Annotated in this window: 11 protein-coding genes; all 11 read right to left on the bottom strand. The window is 40.0% G+C overall.

All coding sequences use genetic code 11. The features are described from left to right. A partial coding sequence (locus PCY12_RS09630) for a substrate-binding domain-containing protein (protein ID WP_301352708.1) occupies positions 1–330 on the bottom strand: 330 nt, incomplete at its 3' end. Positions 331–655: 325 nt separating this feature from the next. Beyond that, positions 656–1960: an RsmF rRNA methyltransferase first C-terminal domain-containing protein gene (locus PCY12_RS09635; protein WP_173228985.1), complete on the bottom strand. Its 1305-nt coding sequence runs from the start codon at positions 1958–1960 to the stop codon at positions 656–658. Continuing rightward, positions 1961–2734, bottom strand: coding sequence for an inositol monophosphatase family protein (locus PCY12_RS09640; protein WP_173228983.1), 774 nt, complete (start codon positions 2732–2734; stop codon positions 1961–1963). Further along, positions 2724–3002, bottom strand: coding sequence for a UPF0223 family protein (locus PCY12_RS09645; protein ID WP_001041974.1), 279 nt, complete (start codon positions 3000–3002; stop codon positions 2724–2726). Before PCY12_RS09645 ends, PCY12_RS09640 begins: the two co-directional genes overlap by 11 nt. After that, complete coding sequence (locus PCY12_RS09650) at positions 3002–3403, bottom strand: Spx/MgsR family RNA polymerase-binding regulatory protein (protein ID WP_000631259.1); 402 nt, start codon at positions 3401–3403, stop codon at positions 3002–3004. Before PCY12_RS09650 ends, PCY12_RS09645 begins: the two co-directional genes overlap by 1 nt. A 209-nt stretch (positions 3404–3612) precedes the next feature. Further along, the gene (locus PCY12_RS09655) at positions 3613–4230 is read right to left on the bottom strand and encodes a TIGR01906 family membrane protein (RefSeq protein WP_301352710.1); all 618 of its coding nucleotides are present in this window, start codon (positions 4228–4230) and stop codon (positions 3613–3615) included. After that, a complete protein-coding gene (locus PCY12_RS09660) occupies positions 4220–4993 on the bottom strand; it encodes a TIGR01457 family HAD-type hydrolase (protein WP_301352711.1) in 774 nt (257 codons plus the stop codon). Before PCY12_RS09660 ends, PCY12_RS09655 begins: the two co-directional genes overlap by 11 nt. A gap of 10 nt (positions 4994–5003) precedes the next feature. After that, positions 5004–5741 carry an acyl-[acyl-carrier-protein] thioesterase gene (locus PCY12_RS09665; protein ID WP_301352712.1) on the bottom strand — a complete coding sequence of 246 codons (738 nt, stop codon included), beginning with the start codon at positions 5739–5741 and terminating at the stop codon, positions 5004–5006. Between the two features lie 4 nt (positions 5742–5745). Beyond that, the gene (gene hemW, locus PCY12_RS09670; RefSeq protein ID WP_301352713.1) at positions 5746–6876 is read right to left on the bottom strand and encodes a radical SAM family heme chaperone HemW; all 1131 of its coding nucleotides are present in this window, start codon (positions 6874–6876) and stop codon (positions 5746–5748) included. A 175-nt stretch (positions 6877–7051) separates the two neighbouring features. Then, entirely contained in the window at positions 7052–15424 is an 8373-nt protein-coding gene (locus PCY12_RS09675) for a Rib/alpha-like domain-containing protein (RefSeq protein WP_301352715.1), read from the bottom strand. Beyond that, on the bottom strand, positions 15400–15735 hold a 336-nt coding region (locus tag PCY12_RS09680; protein WP_301352716.1), incomplete at its 5' end, for a hypothetical protein. The genes PCY12_RS09680 and PCY12_RS09675, both read right to left, overlap by 25 nt.

Raw genomic sequence — 15735 nt, forward strand, 5'->3', positions numbered from 1 at the left:
CAAGCCCGCTACAGCAACCTTGTGGTCTACTAGAGCGGATGCGTTGATACCGTCTTTTTCCTCGGCAAATACGTCTGAATTTCCTACATCAACGGCTCCAGATTGAACCTGAGACAGACCTGTACCATATCCTCCACCTTGGACGTTGACTGTTTTTCCAACGTGCAGAGAGCCAAATTCATCTGCTGCTGCCTCGACCAAGGGCTGAAGAGCCGTTGAGCCAACAGCTGTCATGGATTCTCCACGATCAATCCAGCTAGCACATCCCGCCAAAGAACCTGCCAGCAAAAGAGCCGCAAGGGATAGAGCGAGTTTTTTCCTTTTTTTCACTGTTTTTCTCCTTGAAAATAATGGTGAATGCTGTGAATTTTTTCAACTATTTATTTATGTTTTTCTTTTGATAATTGGGAGCCAACTAAAGTTCTTATACTCAATGAAAATCAAAGAGCAAACTAGGAAACTAGCCGCAGGCTGTACTTGAGTACGGCAAGGCGACGTTGACGCGGTTTGAATTTGATTTTCGAAGAGTATTAGCTTGGTTTAACTAGAAATTTGCTTAGTTACCTTTCCACCAATTTTGACTTAAAATGAAAGACAATTTGAAAAAAATCCATACTTCCACTATAACATAGACAAGCTACTTTGACTAGCATTTTCACTTGAATCTGAGGCCTTTAGGAAAATAATTTTTCAAAACATTTCCAGTCACCTTAGCAAAGCCCAAACCATTGCCTTGAACCAAAACTTGGTACCAACCATTTGGCATACTTTCCGCCAGCTGAACGGTTTCTCCAGCCACATACTTTACAAACGCTTCTTGGTCAATTTCAACTGACTGCTTGACCTGACTCGGTTTCAAGGCTAGACCAAGAGCGAAACTGGGTTCAAAGCGTTTCTTCTTAAAAGTACCCAAATGCAGACCATTCCGAGCAATCTTGAGTTTTCCTAAATCTGGCAAGAGTTCTGGCAAGAGATAAAGCTGGTCTCCAAAAGTCTGCAAGATACCCGGTAGATTGACCTGCAAATGTTTTTGGGCAAATTCCTGCCACAAGGCAACTTGTTCACGGCTGAGATTGCTCTTACTTGCCTTACATTTAGGTGCTGTATTTTCTCCTTTAAATTGCAAATGGGCTACAAACTGACCTTCTCCCTTAAACTGATGAGGATACATCCGAGCCGTTTCTGGCAGGTCAATACCAGCTACCATTCCATTGATATGCTCTACTGGCAACAAGTCAAAATCATAGTCCTCCAGTAGCCAATTGACAATCTCTTCGTTTTCCTCAGGAGCCCAGGTACAGGTTGAATAAACCAAGCGACCACCTTCAGCTAGCATGGTTACTGCATCTGCCAGAATTTCTCTTTGCAAGCTAGCGCATTGACTCGGATAATCTAATCTCCAATAGTCCATAGCATCTGGTTGCTTACGAAACATTCCTTCACCAGAGCACGGGGCATCAAGAACGATTAGGTCAAAATAGCCTTTAAAAACCTTAGCCAAACGGTCAGCAGATTCATTGGTCACCACGACATTTGTCGCCCCAAATCTCTCCATGTTTTCTACTAAAATCTTAGCCCGTTTGCTTGAAATTTCATTGGAAACGAGAAGACCCTCCCCTGCTAGATAGGCTGCTAGCTGAGTTGATTTACCACCTGGAGCAGCGGCCAAATCCAAGACCTTCATCCCAGGACTGGGCTTGGCTACCTGAGCCACCATCTGAGCAGCGGGTTCTTGCGAATAAACTAAACCAGTAGCATGCTCAGGCGATTTCCCTGAAACCTTCCCATAATGTCCCCAAGGAGTTTGAGGAATGTCATCAGGAAAGGAAACTGGCGCTTCTTTTAAAGGATTGACCCGAAAAGCCGAAACCGCTTCCTCCTCAAAAGAGGCAAGAAAATCTCTTGCCTCATCTCCTAGTATCTCTTCATATTTTTCAACAAATCCTTCTGGAAATTGCATTTAAGTTCTTTTCCTTTCGTAAATATAGGACTGAATTTCCTCCAGCATCTCAAGAGGCACCATCATGACCGGCTGTCTGGTTTGAAAATCAGGAGCTTTACCAGAAAGGGTCACCACCCGATAGCCCAGACCTTCCCCTAAAATACTAGCTGCAGCATAATCCCATGGTTGCAGATAAGTGACATAGGTCAATAAACGCCCTGACAAAATCTTGGCAAAACTAATGGCCGCACTCCCATAGACACGAACACCAAGTACTGCTCGACTCAAATCAGCCAGCCCCCATTCGTTGGTTTCCAGCATGCCACTATTTCCCGCAATGAGAAAATCTCCAAGTGGTTTGGCTTTAAAGGGAGCTAGGAGCTTATCGTTTCGACAAACTGGAAAGGCTCCACCACCATGGTAACAATCCCCTTTGACAACATCATAAATCAGTCCAAACTGCCCCTGACCATTTTCAAAATAAGCCATCATGACAGCAAAATCTTCCTGCTGAGCCACAAAATTATTGGTACCATCAATGGGATCAATGACCCAAACCTTGCCCTCTTGAACCGAGGCTCGCAGACAACCTTCTTCAGCACAAATCTTATCCTCAGGATAACGGGACAGAATCTCACCAACCAAGAGTTCCTGAACTTCCTTGTCCAATCTGGTCACCAAATCCGTTGGAGAGGACTTGGTCTCAATCTGCAAGTCTTCCTGCATATGGTCAAGTATATACTGGCCTGCCTTCTTGACGAGCTCTTTGGCAAATTCAAATTTACTTTCCAAGAGAAATCTTTCCTTCCCCTTTTTCCTTGGCAGCCTGAACTGCTCGGTAAAGCGAATAGCCACTAACTGTTTCAAATTCTCGTCCCAAACGTTTTTCTTCGCTCTTGCTTGGCACGACCGCCTTGAATCCCTTATAAGAGTCCAGTAACTTTTTAGCCTCTACCTTGCCTTCATAGGCAGCTTCAACATCATTAAAAAAAGAAAGCACTGAAGCAAGTTCTTCAGTGCTCCACGACAAATCTAGTGGGTAACTATACTGTTTGTTCATTAACTAATACCAGCTCTCATTCTTGCTTCTTTTAGTTCTTGCTTACGGTAACTACGAGGGAGAAAAGCACGAATCTCATCTTCATTAAAACCGATTTGCATGCGTTTGGCATCGATAATAATGGGACGACGCAAAAGACTAGGATACTGCTCAATCAAATGAAGCAATTCCGATACCGAGATACTCTCTACATCAATATTCAGTTTTTGAAAAATTTTTGAACGAGTTGAAATGATGTCATCAGTACCATTTTCGGTCAAGGAAAGGATGTGTTGCAATTCTTTTCTTGTTAAAGGACTGGTCATAATATTGTGTTCCACAAAGGGAACCTTATGTTTTTCTAACCAGGCCTTAGCCTTACGACATGATGTACAGCTCGGTGATAGAAATAGTGTAATCATGCTTTTCTCTTCTTATCTATACTTTGCTACTTCTATTATACAAAAAAATAAAGCGCTTGACTAGAGATTTTTAGAAAAAAAGCCTATTTTTTCAAGAAAAATAGACTGTTCGCGAACGATTGATACAATTGGATTTGGTTAATTCACTCTTAACAATGATTTCAAATGATATACATTTTTATATATATAAATTAAAAACATCTTTCTTTTCACTTCTTACGACTTTTTAGACACAGATAGCCAAAGAAGCTTTCATAGAGGGCAAAAAAGAGAAGAAAAGCATGAAGGAAAAAGGTCTCTGGCAAAATCAGAATAACTGGATCCTTGGCTGGGTCAAAAAGCCAGGTATCATCTCCCACAAAGAGAATTTGATGGAAAAGAGTAAAGAATTGGTCAAAACCAATCAAAACTCCCCCAACTCCAATCATCACAGGTAAGACTACTAGGGCCAGAAGCCCTTTACTAAATAGAGACAAGAAGCCCTTTTTCACAATCCCTTTGACAAAGAAATAGAAACTTGGCAGTGTCACTAGAGCTACTAGCTGAACAAAGTGAAAGAGGTTCTTGACCACCGCAAAGTGGTGCAAACCAGCTACTGACGAACGAAAATCAGGCATCTGCAAGACCTGACTAAAAGGATTGGTCAGGTAATCCATCAAGATATGAAAGTTATATTGAATGGTTTCTGGTTTTAGATAAACTCGATCCGTCAAGTTCAGCCACTGAATTTCCAGCGGATAAAAAATCCAAGCCAAATAAATGGTCAAAAGGATTGAGAGGGAGAGGAGAAAAAGCATAGAGCTCCAAAAGGTCAGTTTAGTTTTCATCAAAATCCCACTCCGCAAGGCTAGAAACCACATGTGTCGGTGCGATTGGTAGGTCTGCTACTTCTTCTGCCTTGGTAAAACCTGTCGTCACCAAGAGCGTTGGAATACCATTGTCAATCCCTGCTCGAATATCAGTCAGGTAATTGTCCCCAACCATGATTAATTCTTCACGTTCCAAACCTAAGTACTCAACCGCCTTGTTCATAATGATAGCATTTGGTTTCCCGATATAAACCGGCCTCACTCGTGTCGCCACTTCAAGAAGTGTAATCAGTGAACCAGCACCAGGCAAAAGACCACGCTCTGTTGGAATGTTGAGGTCAGGATTGGTTCCGATAAAGTGAGCTCCCTTTTGAATCGCAAGAGTTGCTGTGGCAAATTTTTCATAGTCTACTTGCCAGTCCAGGCCTACTACCACATAGGCTGGATTATCCTTGTCTTCCACATAACCAGCCGCCTTGATGGCTTCCTTGAGCCCTGCTTCTCCGATGACATAGACGGTCTTTTCAAGACCCAAGTCATTCATATAGTCGATGGTTGCCAAAGTCGCTGTGTAGACAGTCGATAGGGGCGTATCGATATTAAAATTCTGAGCCAACATCTCCTGAACACTCTCTGGAGTTCGGGTTGTATTGTTAGTCACAAAGAGATAGGGAATGTTCCGCTTTTGCAATTCATGGACAAAAGCCTCTCCTGCCGGGATTCTGTCCTTCCCCTTATAAATGGTTCCGTCTAAATCAATTAAATAGCCTTTATATTTCATCTATTTCTCCCTAATCCTTTTTTATTTCTTGCCAAGTGATGATAGCTTGGGCATTGGTAGCACCGTCGCTTGTAATCTCATGCTTGCTTTTCAGTCCAGTCCGTTCAACAGCTGATGTAATCACCCCACCTGGTCGAACTTCCTTGACATACTTGAGATTGATTTTCTTGGGAATATATTGGGTCAAAAAATCAGCTCCCATAACCTCAAAAATCCAGTCCAAATATTTACTGTTATTGACATGGCCATTCATATCCAAATCGTAAAAACGGACATGGTAATCCTTGCTGATTGGCTCTTCCAAAGTCTCATACTTTGGCCCACGTATAAGCTTTTTATCAAAATCAGACTGATACGGAGCCACAATATCAGGTTCAACAGCATGGACTTTTCGACTGTCTCGATCCATGAGAACAAAGGTCGCCATCATGTGGATAAGGTCCTGACCTGCTTCATCATAAATGGTAAAGCGACGGTAGCAAAAGAGTCGATTGTAGCTCAGGGCTTCCGTTTCGATGGTGATTTCTTCCGCAAAACGAGGCAAACGAACCACCTCAATATCATAGTCTGTGATAATCCAGACCAGATTATAGTCTTCCAAAATAGCCTTATCACTAACTCCAAGTTCAATAGACTGCATCCCTGAAACTTGTAGGGACAGCAAAATCACATCTGGAAGTTTGATATGACCGTTCATATCAGCCATATCAAAAGGAATTTTCATGTTCATTTGATAAGTTAAGCCCATCATCCTACTCCAAAATAAATCGTTCTGCTACGGTGTCTCCTAAAAAGAGACCTCTTTTTGTCATGCGAACTCGGTCACCCTCTATTTGCATGAGACCTTGTTGAACCAAGTCTCTGACAATTTTTCCATAAATTCCTTCAAAAGACTGGCCAAATTTTTCCTCAAATCGCGCCATGGAGACTCCTGATTTCTTGCGGAGACCCAAGAACATTTCCTCTTCCATTTGATCCTTTTGACTCAGGTGCTCCTCTGTGATACGCGCATTGCCTTCTTCAACTGCATTGAGATAATGACGAATCGGACCATGATTTTTATATCGAATACCATTGACATAACCAGATGCCCCGGCACCGATGCCATAGTATTCAGCATTGTCCCAGTACATAAGATTGTGGCGACTTTCAAAACCGGGTTTGGAGAAATTGGAAATCTCATAATGCTCAAAACCAGCTCGCTCTAGCTCTGCAATGATGTACTCAAACATCTCAGCTTCCAGTTCCTCCTTAGGCAGAGGCAATTTCCCTCGTCGCATCCGATTCATAAAAACCGTATGGTTTTCTAAAATCAAGCTATACAGGCTCATATGAGGAATATCCAGTCCAATGGCCTTAGCCACATTTTCCTTGACCTGCTCCATGGTTTGACCTGGCAGCGCATAAATCAAATCGATGGAGATATTGTCAAAACCAGCCAGTTTCAGGCGGTCGATATTTTCATAAATATCCTTCTCCAAATGACTGCGCCCAATCTTTTTCAGCATCTTATCATCAAAGGTCTGCACACCTAGCGAAACACGATTGACAGCCGAGTTCTTCAAAACAGCAATTTTATCCGCATCCAAGTCCCCTGGATTTGCCTCAATGGTCAACTCTTCTAAGACAGACAGGTCCAAGTTTTTAGTCAAGCCCTTCAATAACACCTCTAGTTGCGTAGCCGACAGGGCTGTCGGTGTTCCACCACCGATATAGAGGGTTCTCAACTTTTGAATATCATAAGAACGAAACTCTTCTAACAGATGCTCTAAATAACTGTCGACTGGCTGATTCTTGATAAAAACTTTTGAAAAGTCACAATAATAACAAATCTGGGTACAAAATGGAATGTGCACATAGGCTGACGTTGGTTTTTTCTGCATAGTAATTATTATACCACAAAAGCGAACAATACTTAGAATTCCCTTTAACAAAATCCTAGCATTGTTCGCTTTCTTTATCTAAACATTCTTTGTATTTTATGACGAACACGATTCCCAGAACCAATCTAGTTTGTCTTTACAATACAAAAGAATGAATGTTCATTTGACTAAATTTTTAGTCTTCTTTTTTCTTTCTAAGAGCAAGTCCGAGACCACTTAGAATACCAAGAAGTCCTAGAGATGCAAGAGTCGCATTTGATTCTGTTCCTGTATTTGGCAATACATTTTGAGAATCATTTGATTTAGCTCCGTTATCACTAGCATCTGTAGTATCTTCATGATCTGCATTCGGTGTAACTGCATCTGGAATTGGAGTTGTTGGTGCAGGCATAGGCGCAGGTGTATCTTGACCAGAACCTCCATTAGTGTCAGGTTTGACTGGCGTATCAGGTGTCACTGGTGCAACTGGATTTGTATCTGTTGGTGTTGCTGGTGTTACCTTAGCTGGAGTTTCTACTGGAACTTCTACAGCTGGTTGACCTGGTTCAGTAATCTTACCTGTACCTGGAACTTTACCGTCTGGTAATTCACTGTTTGGTATTGTAGCTTTTCCGTCTTGTCCAATTATTACGACAATTGGTGTGCCATTCTTACCTGGAATTTCTACCTTCGTTCCTGGTGGATATGTTGAACCATCTGGTTTCTTAGGCGTTACTGTAACGTCACCTGTATTTGGATCTTGATAAACATCTAGTGTTGGTATCTTACGGGCTGGGGTTGTTACAATTACTTCTACAGGATCTTTTCCTGGTTCAGTAATCGTTCCTTTTCCTGGTTCTATTCCATCTGGTAAATCTTTATTAGGTATAGTTCCTTTTCCGTCTTTTCCAATTATTACGACGATAGGTTTACCATTCTTACCTGGTATTTCTACCTTAGTATTTTCTGGATATAGTGTTCCATCTGGTTTCTTAGGTGTTACCGTCACATCCCCTGTATTTGGATCTTGATTCAACTCTACTGTTGGTGTCTTACGAGCTGGGGTTGTTACATCCACCGGATTAGATGGTTTCTTATTCGGCTCCGTTACAATTCCTTTTCCTGTAATATCTTCTTTTGGAAGTTTATCGTTTGGAACTGTTCCTGATCCCTTATCTCCAATGGTTACAATAATTGATGTTCCATTTTCTCCTGGAATCACAACCTTAGTTCCTGATGGATATGTTGTTTTATCTGGTTTTTTAGGTGTAACTACTGCATCTCCATTTGGATTTCTTGTAATTTCAATCTTACCTGGTTGCTCTGTTTGAGGAGCAAGTGGATTGATTTTACCTGGTGTTAGCACCTGAGCTTCCGTAGTTGGTTTTCCTGGTTCTGTAATCTTACCTGTTCCAGGTACATTTCCATCTGGTAAGTCGTTATTTGGAACTGTTCCTGTTCCACCTTGTCCGATTTCTACTACAATTGGATTACCATTTTTACCTGGTATTTCGACCTTCGTTCCTGGTGGATATGTTGAACCATCTGGTTTCATAGGAATCACTGTTACATCTCCAGTTTTTGGATCTTGATCCAAACGTATCACTGATGGTTTGCGAGCAGGTGTTATCACATCCACTGGTTGTGATGGTCTAGCTCCTGGCTCTGTTACTGTTCCTTTTCCTGGAACATCTTGTTTTGGAAGTTTGTCATTCGGAACTATTCCAAAACCATCTTTCCCAATTGTCACGACTATTGTTGTGCCATTTTCTCCTGGAATTTTCACAGTTGTTCCTGGTTGATATGGTATTCCATCCGCTTTCTTCGGTGTAACAATCGCATCTCCATTTGGTTTTCTTGTGATGTCAATTTCAGTTGGTTGTTCTGTAGCTGGATGATTTGGATTGATTTTTTTCGGTGTTTCTACCTTAACATCTACCTCAGTTTTACCATCTTCTTTAATCTTACCTGTTCCTGGAGTATCCTCATCAGGTAAATCATTATTCGGAACTGTACCTTTGCCATCTTTGTCAAGTGTTACTTCAATAGTTTTTCCATCTTTTCCTGGAATTTCTACCTTAGTATTTTCTGGATACAGTGTTCCATCTGGTTTCTTAGGTGTTACCGTTACATCTCCAGTATTTGGATTTTGTTCCATTTCCACTGTTGGTGTCTTACGAGCTGGTGTTGTTACCGCTACCGGTTGTGATGGTTTCTTATTCGGTTCTGTTACTGTTCCTTTTCCTGGTACTTCATATTTTGGAAGTTGATCATTCGGTACTTCTCCTGAGCCATTTTCTCCTATTGTTACTACGATGCTTGTTCCATTTTCTCCTGGAATTTTCACTTTAGTATCTTTAGGATAATTTTTTCCATCTGTGGTCTTAGGTGTAACTACAGCATCTCCATTTGGTTTTCTTGTGATTTCAATTGTACCTAATTCTGCCGTTTCTGGCGCAGTAGGGTCAATTTTTTTCGGTGTTTCTACCTTAATCTCTACCTCTGGTTTGCCATCTTCTTTAATCTTACCTGTTCCTGGAGTATCTGTTTCTGGTAAATCATTATTAGGAACTTTTCCTGTACCATCTTTTCCAATTGTTACAGTGATTGGATTTCCATCTTTCCCTGGAATTTCTACCTTAGTTCCTGATGGATATGTTGTTCCATCTGGTTTTTTCGGTGTTACTGTGACATCTCCAGTTTTTGGATCTTGATCTAATTGTAGTGTTGGAACCTTTTTAGCCGGTGTTGTAATATCCACTGGTTGTGATGGTTTTTGATTTGGTTCTTTAATGATAGCTGTTCCTGGTACATCTCTTTCTGGTAAATCACCATTTGCAACTGTTCCTGTTCCATCATTTCCGATTGTTACATCAATCGTTTTTCCATCTTTGCCTGGGATTGTTACAGTAGTTCCTGTAGGATATGGGGAACCGTCTGGTTTCTTAGGTGTTACTGTCACATCTCCAGTGCTTGGATTTTGAGTCAAGTCTACCGTTGGTGTCTTACGAGCTGGTGTTGTTACGTCTACTGGTTTTGATGGTTCTTTATTTGGCTCTGTTACGACACCTTGCCCTGGTACTTCACCTTTTGGAAGTTGATCATTTGGCACTATTCCAAAACCTTCTTCACCTATCGTTACTACTATTGTTGTTCCATTTTCTCCTGGAATTTCTACCTTCGTATCTTCAGGGTAAAGTGTTCCGTCTGGTTTAGTTGGTGTTACTACTACATCACCATTGTCCTTACGAGTAATTCCTATCTTAGGAGTTTGTGTTGTAGCAACTTTTGGATCTGTTCCGTTTTTCTTTTCTTCCTCATCTGAAATTCCATCATTATCATCATCCGTATCTGTAACATCTGGATCTCCATCTCCATCTGTATCACGTTGGATAATAACTGGTACTTCTACACGTATTTCTTCATCCCCATTCTTCACTTTAACTGGAATGTTTACTTTACGTTCTTCATCACTACCCCAATCCGTTACGCTTGGTCTTCCTGTTAATTTACCATCTTTATCAACACTTAATCCATTTACTGGGTTTTCTGTTGTAATTGTTGAACCGTCTTTATTCGGTGTGACAACTTTCGGTAATGTTGAAGGAACTGGTGTCTTTTCTGTAACTTTAACTGGATCTGACACTTTTGCAGTTAGATTGTCTGCATTTTTTGGATCTGTTCCATTTGCTTTTTCAACTTCATCTGGAATTCCATCGTTATCATCATCTGTATCTGTAACATCTGGATCTCCGTCTCCATCTGTGTCACGTTGGATTGTTACTCGAACTGTTACGTCTTTTTCTTCCGTTACTTCTTCTTTACCATTTTCTGTGAATTTTTCTAAAACTTTAGTAACTTTAACAGGAATATCGATAGTACGTTCTTCTTCCTCTTTACCCCAATTATTTACTGTTGGTCTTCCTTCTAGTTCTCCTTTATCATTGACTTTTAGACCGTTCACTTGTCCTGTTCCATCTGTTGGATTTGTTACAATTGTTGAACCTTCTTTATTTGGTGTGACAACTTTTGTTGGAGTAACTGAAGTTTTCTCCTTGACTTTGTCTGGATTTGTAACTACTACGTCTAAGTCATTTACAGCTTTTGGATCTGTTCCGTTTTGTTCCTCTACAGTATCTGGGATTCCATCGTTATCATCATCTGTGTCTTCTGAATCAGGGATGCCATCTCCATCTGTATCCCGTTGGATAATAACTGGAACTTTTACAATAGTTTCTTTTCCACCATTCGTAACTTTAACCGGAATTAAGATATTACGTTCTTCTTCGTCTTTTTTCCAATTATCTACTGACGGTGTTCCTTCTAGCTTACCTTCATTGTTGACTTTTAGGCCATTCACCGATCCATCTGGATTATCTGTCGTAATCGTCGAATTTGGCATATTTGGTATTACGACTGTTGTTGGAGTAACTGGTTTGTTCTCTTTAACTTTTTCAGGTTTCGTAACTCTTGCTGTTAGTTTGTCAGGAACTTTTGGATTTGTATGATTACTCTTTTCTACATCATCTGGAATGCCATCATTGTCATCATCTGTATCTAAAACGTCTGGTGTTCCATCTCCATCTGTATCACGTTGGATTGTGACTGGAACTTCATCGGTAACAGTTTCTGTAACAGTTTCTTTACCATTTGCCGTTACTTTTTCAACATCTTTTGTAACTTTAACCGGAATGTTGATAGTTTTTTCTTCATCATCGCCCCAATTGTCAACTGTTGGTGTACCTGTTAATTTACCTTCTCCATTAACAGTCAGACCATTTACTTTTCCTGAATTATCTGTTGTAGTAGTTGTAATTGTTGCGCCCTTTTTATTTGGTGTGACAACTTCTTTTGGAGTAACTTCTTTTTTCTCCAGCACTACATTCGGTTTTGTAACTGCTACTTTTAGACCATCTGCAACTTTTGGATTTGTTCCATTTCTCTTTTCATCTTCATCTGAAATGCCATCGTTATCATCATCTGGATCGTCAACATCTGCTATTCCGTCTCCGTCTGTATCACGTTGGATTGTCACTGGAACATGTACCGTAACTTCTTCTTTTTCTCTCGTAATCTTAACAGGAATTGTGATATTGCGTTCTTCTTCTCCGCCGTTCCAATTATTAACTGTTGGTGTTCCTTCTAATTTACCTTCTCCATTAACGATTAAACCTTTTTCTGGATTTGATGGTTCAATTGTTGCATCTTTTTTATTCGGTGTTACAACTTTTGGTAAAGGTGTCGGTACTGGAGTTTTTTCTTTTACTTTAGCTGGTGCTGTAACGATTCCTGTCAGATCATTTTTAACTTTTGGATCTGTTCCATTTCTCTTTTCATCGTCATCTGAAATTCCATCGTTATCATCATCTTTATCTGTAACATCTGGATCACCATCTCCGTCTGTATCACGTTGGATTTTAACCGGTACAATTACGTTAGCTTCTTCCGAACCCTTCTTAACTTTTACTGGGATAGTAATATCACGTTCTTCTTCACCTTCACCCCATTTGCCTACTGTCGGTCTTCCTGTTAATTTACCATTGTTATCAACTCTCAAGCCATTTACAGGATCTGGTGTTTCTATCGTTGAGTTTTCTTTATTTGGTTTTACTACTTCTGGTATATTAACATCTTTATTTTCAATAACAGTAGATGGTTTGACTACTCCTGTTAGACCGTATGACGTTGGATTTTCTGGTGTGTCAGGAGTTTTCGGATCTGTTCTTTTTTTCTTTTCTTCCTCATCCGTCATTCCGTCACCGTCATCATCTGAATCTGTAGTGTCTGGTTCTCCATCTCCATCTGTATCACGTAGAATTGTAACTGGTACATTTACGGTGATTTCTTCAGTTCCATTTGTAACTTTCACCGGAATTGTGATAGCGCGTTTTTCTTCGTCTTTGCCCCAATTTTCTACTTTTGGTATTCCTGTTAATTTACCTTCTCCATTAACTGTTAAACCATTTTCTGCTTTTTCTGTTGCAATCGTTGAGCCATCTTTATTTGGTGTGACAACTTTTTTAGAGTCTACTGCACGTTTCTCCAAAACTTCATTTGGTTTCGTAACTTCTGCTGTTAAATTCGTAGGTACACTAATATTCACACTAACGTTATCTCTTGTTTTGTCTGGATATTCTACCACAACAACTGCAGAAACAGTTTGCCCTCCTTGACTCGTATCTGGTGTAGTTAACCAAGTATATTTTGTTCCTTGTGGAAGGTCAGTTTTATTCGCAATACTATCCTCTGCCTTAGGTACTGAATTTTTAGGAACAGTTTGGTCTTTTCCTAATGGGTTATACTGCTCATTTTGCCCTTTGACTACAATTTCAATTGTTTTCTCAGCCTTATTATCATTTTTATCATAAGCTGTAATCGTTACTTTGGCAGTTCCAGGTGTTCCAGTTGGAGTTCCTACAATTTTGCCATCTTCGAATCTTAGTCCTTCTGGTAAGTCTTTTACTTCGATTGGAGTATTTTCACGCATTCCAACTCCGCCATCGTTATCTTTAGCTGTTACTGGAATTGGCGTAATTTCCTCACGACTTGTAACTGTTGCTCCATCCGCCGAAATAGTTGGTCCTATCTTGTCACGTGGAGTTACAACAAATGAGAAAATCACTGGTTTAGCCTTGTTCTCTGCATCATCTTTCGCACCAAATATAATAGTATTTTGCTTACCAACATCTCCCTCTATAGTATTAATTGTAATCTCTATTACTTTTTCTGCTTCTGTTTCTTTTACATACTTAGTCGTTACCGTTCCAGGTGTACCCTGTGTATTAAGTCTTCCAGATTGAAGTGCTTTAGTTAAAAAGTCAGTACTTGTTCCAGTTAAGTCAAAAGTCACCTTTTTATCATCTTTTGCTGTTACTGTAAAGGTTATAGTTCCGCCTTCTACTACTGTTACATTATTAGTCGATAGAGTTAAAACTGGTGGTTCATTATCTGGTGTTTTTGCTTTGGCTGTTGCCGGATCTGAATCATCACTCGTTCCATTTTTTGTGATAGCTGTTACAACTGTTTCATTTTTTACTTTTTCAGCAGGGATTGTGATTTCACCTGTGTCTGCATTGATTTGAATTTCTGGATCACCTGAAGTCCATTGACCAAATTTGTCTTTCGTTCCTACTACTTCTTTTGGTAAATCATCTTCTCCTGTGTAAGTAACTGTAATTTTATCTGCTTTTTCAGGGTCTTGTGGTTTTGCTGTTACAGATCCATCCTCTTTTGCTACTACTGTTGGAGTTGCGGGTTTTGGTGCTTTTGCAGTTTCTGTTGCTGGGTCTGAATCAACACTATTGCCATTTTTTGTGATGGCTGTTACTACAGTATTATCTCTTACCTTGTCAGCTGGAATTGTGATTTCACCAGTTTGAGCATTAATGTTTACACCTGGATTGTTCGCAACAGTCCATGTACCGTCATTCCCTTTATTTCCTACTACTGTTACTTTTGACCCATCTTCTCCTGTATAAGTAACCGTAATTGTATCTGCTTTGGCTGGATCTTGTGGTTTAGCTGTTACAACACCAGTATTTGGTGCAGTTACGATTGGTTTTTCAGGTTTTGGTGCTTTTGCAGTTGCTTTTGCTGGAGTTGACTCATCACTGTTTCCATTTGTTGTAACTGCAGTTACTTCTGTATTATCTTGTACTTTATCAGCTGGGATTGTGACTTCACCTGTATCTGCATCGATTTGAACATCTGGATTATCAACAATCGTCCATTTACCATTTTCACCCTTATTTCCTTCAGCTGTCTTTTTCGAACCATCTTCTCCTGTGTAGCTAACTTTAATTTTATCTACTTTTGTTGAATCTTGTGGTTTAGCTGTTACAGCCCCATCTTCTTTTGCTGTTGCTGATGGAGCTTCTGGAGTTTGAGCTTTATCTTCTAAAACATTCACAGGAGCATCTACAATAAATGTTCCACGTTGCGGAATGATAACCTCAACTTTCCCGTAAACAGGTTGATTCGGTTCTGTAGCTTTTGATACATCAGGATCTTTAAACCAACGATAAGTTGTACCCTTTGGCAATTTATCTGTATTTTCAATACTATTAATTGCAGGTGGAACGACACCTTTATTAGTCGTTTGTGGCTTAGATTTTGGTTTTAAGTCGTATTTTTCTGCTTCTTCTGGTTTCAACGGTAATACACCGATAATGGCATTTTCACCAGTTATATAACGCTTATATCCTCCTTCTGTATATCCTCCATACGCAAGGAAGGGATCATTTGCTAAACGTTTTTTCATTTCCGCAAGCATCGGATCATTTGGATTTTTATTTCCCCAATCCGACATAATACTATTGTTTAGTTCTTCACCTTCAAGGATTTTCGTTTTGAAAGTGATAATTGAACGTTGTCCTGCCGAAACGTTCATTTTATCTTCAATAACTCCTCGGGCAAGATTATAGTCAAGTCCGTTTTTATTAATCCCTAACATATCACTAACACGAGAAGCTGCATCTGGATTACGATCCGTGCCATCTTTTGGATCATCATGATAAATATTCCATCTCCAATTATTAGACGGATTTATATAGTCCATCCAAGCATCCATATTTTCACCATATGTTGCTCCTGAACGACGTTCTCCGTTTTTAACATAAGCACGATAAGCGGATTTGTCATGCTCCCAAGCTGTTGCACTAGCATAATCCTTGTGGAAAGTCTGTTTTCCATCTTGGTATTTTGTATAAGTAAATTCATACGGATCTCCAACTGTACGTGGAATCGCAAGTGAGATTTTATTTGAAAAAAGACAGTAAAAAAGCGCAAAAAATCACTTCCTGTGCTATACTGTAATTGAAATTTTTTTAGTTTGGGCGTTAGAACTGTTTCCTCAGTCCTATCGCCTTTTCTTTTTGATAA

Origin of the sequence: Streptococcus sp. SPS1 (assembly GCF_030439915.1) — a bacterium.
Taxonomy (GTDB): domain Bacteria; phylum Bacillota; class Bacilli; order Lactobacillales; family Streptococcaceae; genus Streptococcus.